Source organism: Mesorhizobium sp. M7A.F.Ca.US.006.01.1.1 (genome assembly GCF_003997935.1).
Lineage (GTDB): Bacteria > Pseudomonadota > Alphaproteobacteria > Rhizobiales > Rhizobiaceae > Mesorhizobium.
Map to the genome: position 1 here is coordinate 1 of NZ_RZQL01000342.1, position 5,792 is coordinate 5,792.

Genomic DNA, 5,792 nt, shown 5'->3' on the forward strand with positions numbered 1-5,792 from the left:
GACAGGTTTACGGGGAGAAGATGGCGGCAGCCAGATGAGGGGCAGCGCCAACGCTCAAAATCTCTGCCGGGCGTTGGCTTACCGTTCTTGAGTTCTTCGCCCCGGCGCTAGCCCGCCCGGATGCAGCTGGAAAATGGCCGGCGCGAATGCCGGTGAGGCAGTTGCCTGAGCCCGCGCCGGCCACTGGCGACCTGACAAGGGTCCGCCGCCCGAATTTTTTACCGCCCCGCTGATGCCCGATCAACCAGGCTGGACGTTTGGTACGGAAGCGGACAAAGGCTCACCGCACCGCCCTCACCAAAGTCCAGATCCAGCCAACAAAGGTCAGCACCAGGAACGGATAGAAGACGGCGGGCAGCGGCGGCGAGGTGCAAGGGCGCGCCCCAGATAATCATGCAAGCCGACACCACAAACAGCACGGCGACCACCAGCGCGGTCAGCCTCGCCGATTCTTTCCATGAGGTCGTCGATGGCTAGAGCGGGGCATCCTGGCAAGCAGCAGGTCCTCACGACCAGCGCGTCACGGCGGCGGCTGGACTATTTCCCGGAGCGCAATGCTGCCTTGAAGGCGCTGGCATACCCAACGCGTCGCTGATAGCGAGGCCGAAGACGGCAACGAAGCTTGCCTCTTCAGGTAAAGACCAGAGAGCTCCTTCTGAGTTGGTTCTCTCCGTCCTTGTGCCAAAACTCAATCATATCAAGGTTTCGTCTTTTCCGCTCGCCAGAGTATTGGCTAATATCGAGCATATAAGCATCATAGATCTGTCCGGCTTTGTCTCTAGTCGTAACTCGTGACCTTACATGAGGTAAAAACTTCAAGTCGACAAGTTCTTTTATCATACCAGCGCTATCGGTCTTTGTTTCTTTGTTAACAAGGATGCAATTACAATTGACTTTCTCGATGCAGAATTTCTTAACATCCTCAAATAAGTCGTTTAAACTCTGGGAGTCATCGTCGGATGTATCTCTTCGGAAGTCCTCACGCTTGAATCCGTCCAATTCGCCAGCTGCTTTGTTAACATCTTCAGCCGAAATTCTGTCACCGCGAAAACGGTCATTGCCCGCCAAGCGTTGCCTGGTGACATCGATTGAACGTCGAACAATACTCAGAAAATCTCGTGCAACCCCACCGCTGGCGAGTACAAGCCTGTCTCTGGCGCCGTCAGATAGAATATCGGCCACCCTGCTGTCGTGCTCGCGGCAAAACTGATCCAAAACCTTTATCAAAAATTCTTTGGTCAGGTCATATTTCTCGAGTGTTACATCCAAATCGATCTCGTCGGCGTCGTCACCCAGTTTCATGCCTATGGGGGGCTGACCGAAAAAATACCACTGAGTTCTATGCTTAATAGTCCCAATCTTGAGCCATGTGTTCGTTCCCTTCGTAATTCTATGAAAGTAGTCAACGACCTCAGCTTGATGATCAGAGCGAATATGATACAAATCATCCAAAAATAAGTAACTCTGCTTCCCGGAAACCGAAGAAAGGTCTGCAAAAAGTTGTTTGAAATCGATAATACGACGGTGAAGCGTCTCAATTTTCTTCGAGCTATAGTTGTCGGAGATCTCTTTCTCTGTCCCTGAAGATCGAGAAACTCCGCCCTCGAGATGTAGCTGGGGTAGTTCGACCGACCCCTTACCATCAGCGCTTCGTTCTTTTGTTTGCCTTGATTTTCTGACCCGCGCGACCTCCTCAGGCTCTGTTAGCAGGTGAGCTAGTTCAGCTCGCATTTGCGTCACTCGCTTGAGCAGGGCGTCGACTTTGCGAGAGTCGATAGATTTCTCTCTAGGTTTCGCACCAAATAATTTTTTCCAAAAAGACTGCTTCGACGCGGGGTAAACCCCAGCCGTGGAAAACCACTCCGAATAACTATCTAGAGTCTTAATAATGATACTGATCAGAACATCAGGGTAACTGTGACCCTTAAACGTCTCAAGATCGATATATGCTACCGGCATCCTGTCTAGGGTTAATTCTGCACGTAACTTATTCAGAAGACTGGATTTCCCAGAGCCACGTCGGCCAAAAATGAAATGATGCCGCCGGGTTTTTCCGCGAGACAACGTGCCCTTGGCAGGTTCGATAAAGTATTTTACGCCTTCCTCGGTTGAACGAGTAGCCTCTTCCAATGTCGCAGCGAAATGATCGGCTCGCTCGCTCTCGATGAATGACTCTCTTTTGATCTTAGGCATGCTTCAGAATCCCCCTGCAGCATTACGCTAGCACACAGATGCTTCTGAAGTACAATAGGTTGCGCAACGGAACGGCTGGGTGGCAGGTGAGATTGTGGTGTAAGTCACGCCTATTCGGGACTTAGCGGCAACACCGCAAGATTAGCGTGCACCGGACTGAGCGGGCGTCCTAGAGACTAATCCCCACCGCGCAGCGTCAGCGCCGCGCTGGCGGGGGGCCCGCTGCCTCCGGCAGCTCCCCCGCTTTCGAAGCCTGCCATCGATCCACCGGATCGATGACTTGGCGCGCTGTGCGCGCCAACCGGCTTCTCAATCGCCCATCTTCAGCGCCTGGATAAACGCCTCCTGCGGGATATCCACCTTGCCGAACTGCCGCATCCGCTTCTTGCCTTCTTTCTGCTTGTCCAGCAGCTTGCGCTTGCGCGAGACGTCGCCGCCGTAGCATTTGGCGGTGACATCCTTGCGCAGCGCCGAGATGGTTTCGCGGGCAATGACCTTGCCGCCGATGGCGGCCTGGATCGGGATCTTGAACAGATGGTTCGGGATCAGCTCCTTCAGCTTCTCGCACATCTGCCGGCCGCGCTTTTCCGCCGCCGTGCGGTGCACCAGCATGGAGAGCGCGTCGACCGGCTCCTCATTGACCAGGATCGACATCTTGACGAGGTCGCCTTCCCGGTAGTCGGTGAGGTGATAGTCGAACGAGGCGTAGCCCTTGGAGATCGACTTCAGCCGGTCGTAGAAATCGAAGACGACTTCGTTGAGCGGCAAATCGTAGATCAGCATGGCGCGCTTGCCGACATAGGACAGGTCGGCCTGGATGCCGCGCCGGTCCTGGCAGAGTTTCAGGATGCCGCCGAGATAGTCGTCGGGGGTCAGGATGGTGGCGCGGATCCACGGTTCCTCGATGGCCGAAATCTTCACCACGTCGGGCATGTCGGCCGGGTTGTGCAGCTCCTTCATCGAGCCGTCGGTCAGAGCCAGCCGGTAGACGACGCTCGGGGCCGTGGCGATGAGGTCGAGGTTGAACTCGCGCTCCAGCCGTTCCTGGATGATTTCCAGATGTAAGAGGCCAAGGAAGCCGCAGCGATAGCCGAAGCCGAGTGCCGCGCTGGTTTCCATTTCAAAGGAGAAGCTGGCGTCGTTGAGGCGCAGTTTGCCGACCGCGGCGCGAAGATCCTCGAAATCGGCGGCGTCGACCGGGAACAGGCCGCAGAACACCACCGGCTGCGCCGGCTTGAAGCCGGGCAGCGCCTTGGCGGTTGTGCGCTTGTCCTCGGTGATGGTGTCGCCGACGCGGGTGTCGGCCACTTCCTTGATCGAGCCGGTGAAGAAGCCGAATTCGCCGGGGCCGAGCTCGTCGACATTAATGCGGGCCGGCGTGAACACGCCGGTGCGCTCGACCAGGTGCTTGGCGCCGGTGCCCATCATGCGGATGGTCTGGCCTTTTTTCAAAACGCCATCGATGACGCGCACCAGCACGATGACGCCGAGATAGGCGTCGTACCAGCTGTCGACCAGCATCGCCTTCAACGGCGCCGTGGCGTCGCCTTCGCGCGGCGGCGGCAATTGGTGGACGATGGCCTCCAGCACGTCGGGAATGCCAAGGCCGGTCTTGGCCGAGATCAGCACGGCGTTGGAGGCGTCGATGCCGATCACCTCCTCGACCTGCTCGCGGATGCGCTCGGGCTCGGCGGCCGGCAGGTCGACCTTGTTCAGCACCACGACGATCTCGTGGTTGTTGTCGATAGCCTGGTAGACATTGGCCAGCGTCTGCGCCTCGACGCCCTGGGAGGCGTCGACCACCAGCAGCGAACCCTCGCAGGCGGCCAGCGAACGCGACACTTCATAGGCGAAGTCGACGTGTCCGGGGGTGTCGATCAGGTTGAGGATATAGTCCTCGCCATTGTTGGCGTGGTACTTCAGCCGCACCGTCTGCGCCTTGATGGTGATGCCGCGCTCGCGCTCGATGTCCATCGAGTCCAGCACCTGCTCCTTCATGTCGCGCAGCTCCAGCCCGCCGGTCAGCTGGATCAGCCTGTCGGCAAGCGTGGATTTGCCATGGTCGATATGGGCGACGATGGAGAAATTGCGGATGTGGTCGAGGGGCGTGCTCATGGCGCGCGTTTAGCAGGGGTGGCTTGCCCGAGCAAGCGGCAGGCTGCCGCCGCACAAGTGGCGCGGCCCGTTGCCTGGCAAGCCGTACAGCCGTTGCCGGGAAAGCAGGGCAGGCGGCTGTCGGGGCAAGCGGCAGGGCGTGGCAAGGCAAGCGGTGCGGTGCTTGTCGCCTTTTCCCCCGGATTCCTCGAAAAATCGATAAATTTTAACCACGCGCGTTAGAGCATAATTTGTGATCGGCATGTTAGCGGGGGGAAATATCTGATGTAAGGACGAAGGCATGCGGGGGCTTGCAGGCAGTTTTATCGAGTCGCGGAGCGGCTCGTTCGCACCGATACTCATTCTCGCCATGATACCGCTGATCACCGCGATCGGCTTTTCCGTCGACTACACCTCCGCTGTCCAGACCAGGTCGACCGAGCAGGCGGCGCTCGACGCCGCGATCCTCTCCATTACCACGATGGATACGGCCTCGACGATGCCGCAGCGCCAGGTGCTGCTCCAGGATACCTACAGAGAAAACGGCGGACAGGGCGCAGCGACGCTGAACAGCTTCGACGTCAGCGCCAACGGCACCGCCACCGCGCAGGCCGCGGCGAGTTTCGCCATGAAGACCGTGTTCATGCAGATCGCCAGGATCCCCACGGTGGCGATCGGCGTCAATTCGGCGGTGAACAAGGCGCCGGCCCTGGTGGAGGCGACCTTCAAGGTCACCGGCGTGTCGGGCTACTGGAACAAGACAATGACGCTCTACGGCACGATGTTCGGCGCCGCAGTGGACAAGCCGCTGATGACGATCGACTATGCCTATGACAGGACCGGCGATCCGAAAGGCTATGGCACCACGACCGTCAGCGTTCTCACCACCGATTCAGCCGGCAACACGGTCACCACGGTGGCCCAGAAGCAGGTCTGCAAGCTCGTCGATTCCAACACGCCCTCTGGTGCGGTGATTCTGACCGACGGGTTCAGGACGAGATATTACTGCGTCGATACGATGTATCCCGCCGGCGGCGCCGGCGCGCAGATCGATGTCAGCCAGATGGGCGGCCTCTATCTGAAGATGAATGTGCCGTCGGGCAATCCGCGGAACCTCGCCACGAACGACAAGAACACGTCCGACCGGCTCTACAGCGGGCTCAAATCGGACCAGACGGGCCTTATCGACTACAAAGAGATGGCGGCCGGCCAGATCGTTGACATCTTCGGCCTCGTGCCTTGCGGCGCGACAGCCTACCAGGCCTGGGAAGACGGCGGCAACCCGGTCCCGGCACCCGTCAGCAACGCCGACTTCTTCTACAACGTCACCGGCAAGTGCGACTTCAACAAGCGGCCCAACAACACGCGGCTGACGCAGTAGACGCTGCTCTTCTTGCCTTCTCCCCTTGCGGGAGAAGGAAGAACGCTAGCGATCACAAACCGGTGAGCGCTGTAACGAAGACGCCGACAGCGGCGAAGTGGGGATATCTGCGGTGCTTCCAGGC

3 protein-coding genes are annotated in these 5,792 nt (G+C 58.5%); 1 reads left to right on the forward strand and 2 read right to left on the reverse strand.

The window, feature by feature from the left end:
- Positions 1 to 630 precede the first annotated feature (630 nt).
- Both EN943_RS34205 and lepA read right to left on the reverse strand, forming a co-directional pair.
- Positions 631 to 2,193: a hypothetical protein gene (locus EN943_RS34205; protein WP_127416286.1), complete on the reverse strand. Its 1,563-nt coding sequence runs from the start codon at positions 2,191 to 2,193 to the stop codon at positions 631 to 633.
- A gap of 309 nt (positions 2,194 to 2,502) precedes the next feature.
- A complete protein-coding gene (lepA, locus tag EN943_RS34210; protein ID WP_127296915.1) occupies positions 2,503 to 4,308 on the reverse strand; it encodes a translation elongation factor 4 in 1,806 nt (601 codons plus the stop codon).
- A gap of 280 nt (positions 4,309 to 4,588) precedes the next feature.
- On the opposite strand from lepA, the gene EN943_RS34215 reads away from it, so the two are divergent.
- Positions 4,589 to 5,668, forward strand: coding sequence for a pilus assembly protein TadG-related protein (locus EN943_RS34215; RefSeq protein ID WP_127416287.1), 1,080 nt, complete (start codon positions 4,589 to 4,591; stop codon positions 5,666 to 5,668).
- Positions 5,669 to 5,792 lie beyond the last annotated feature (124 nt).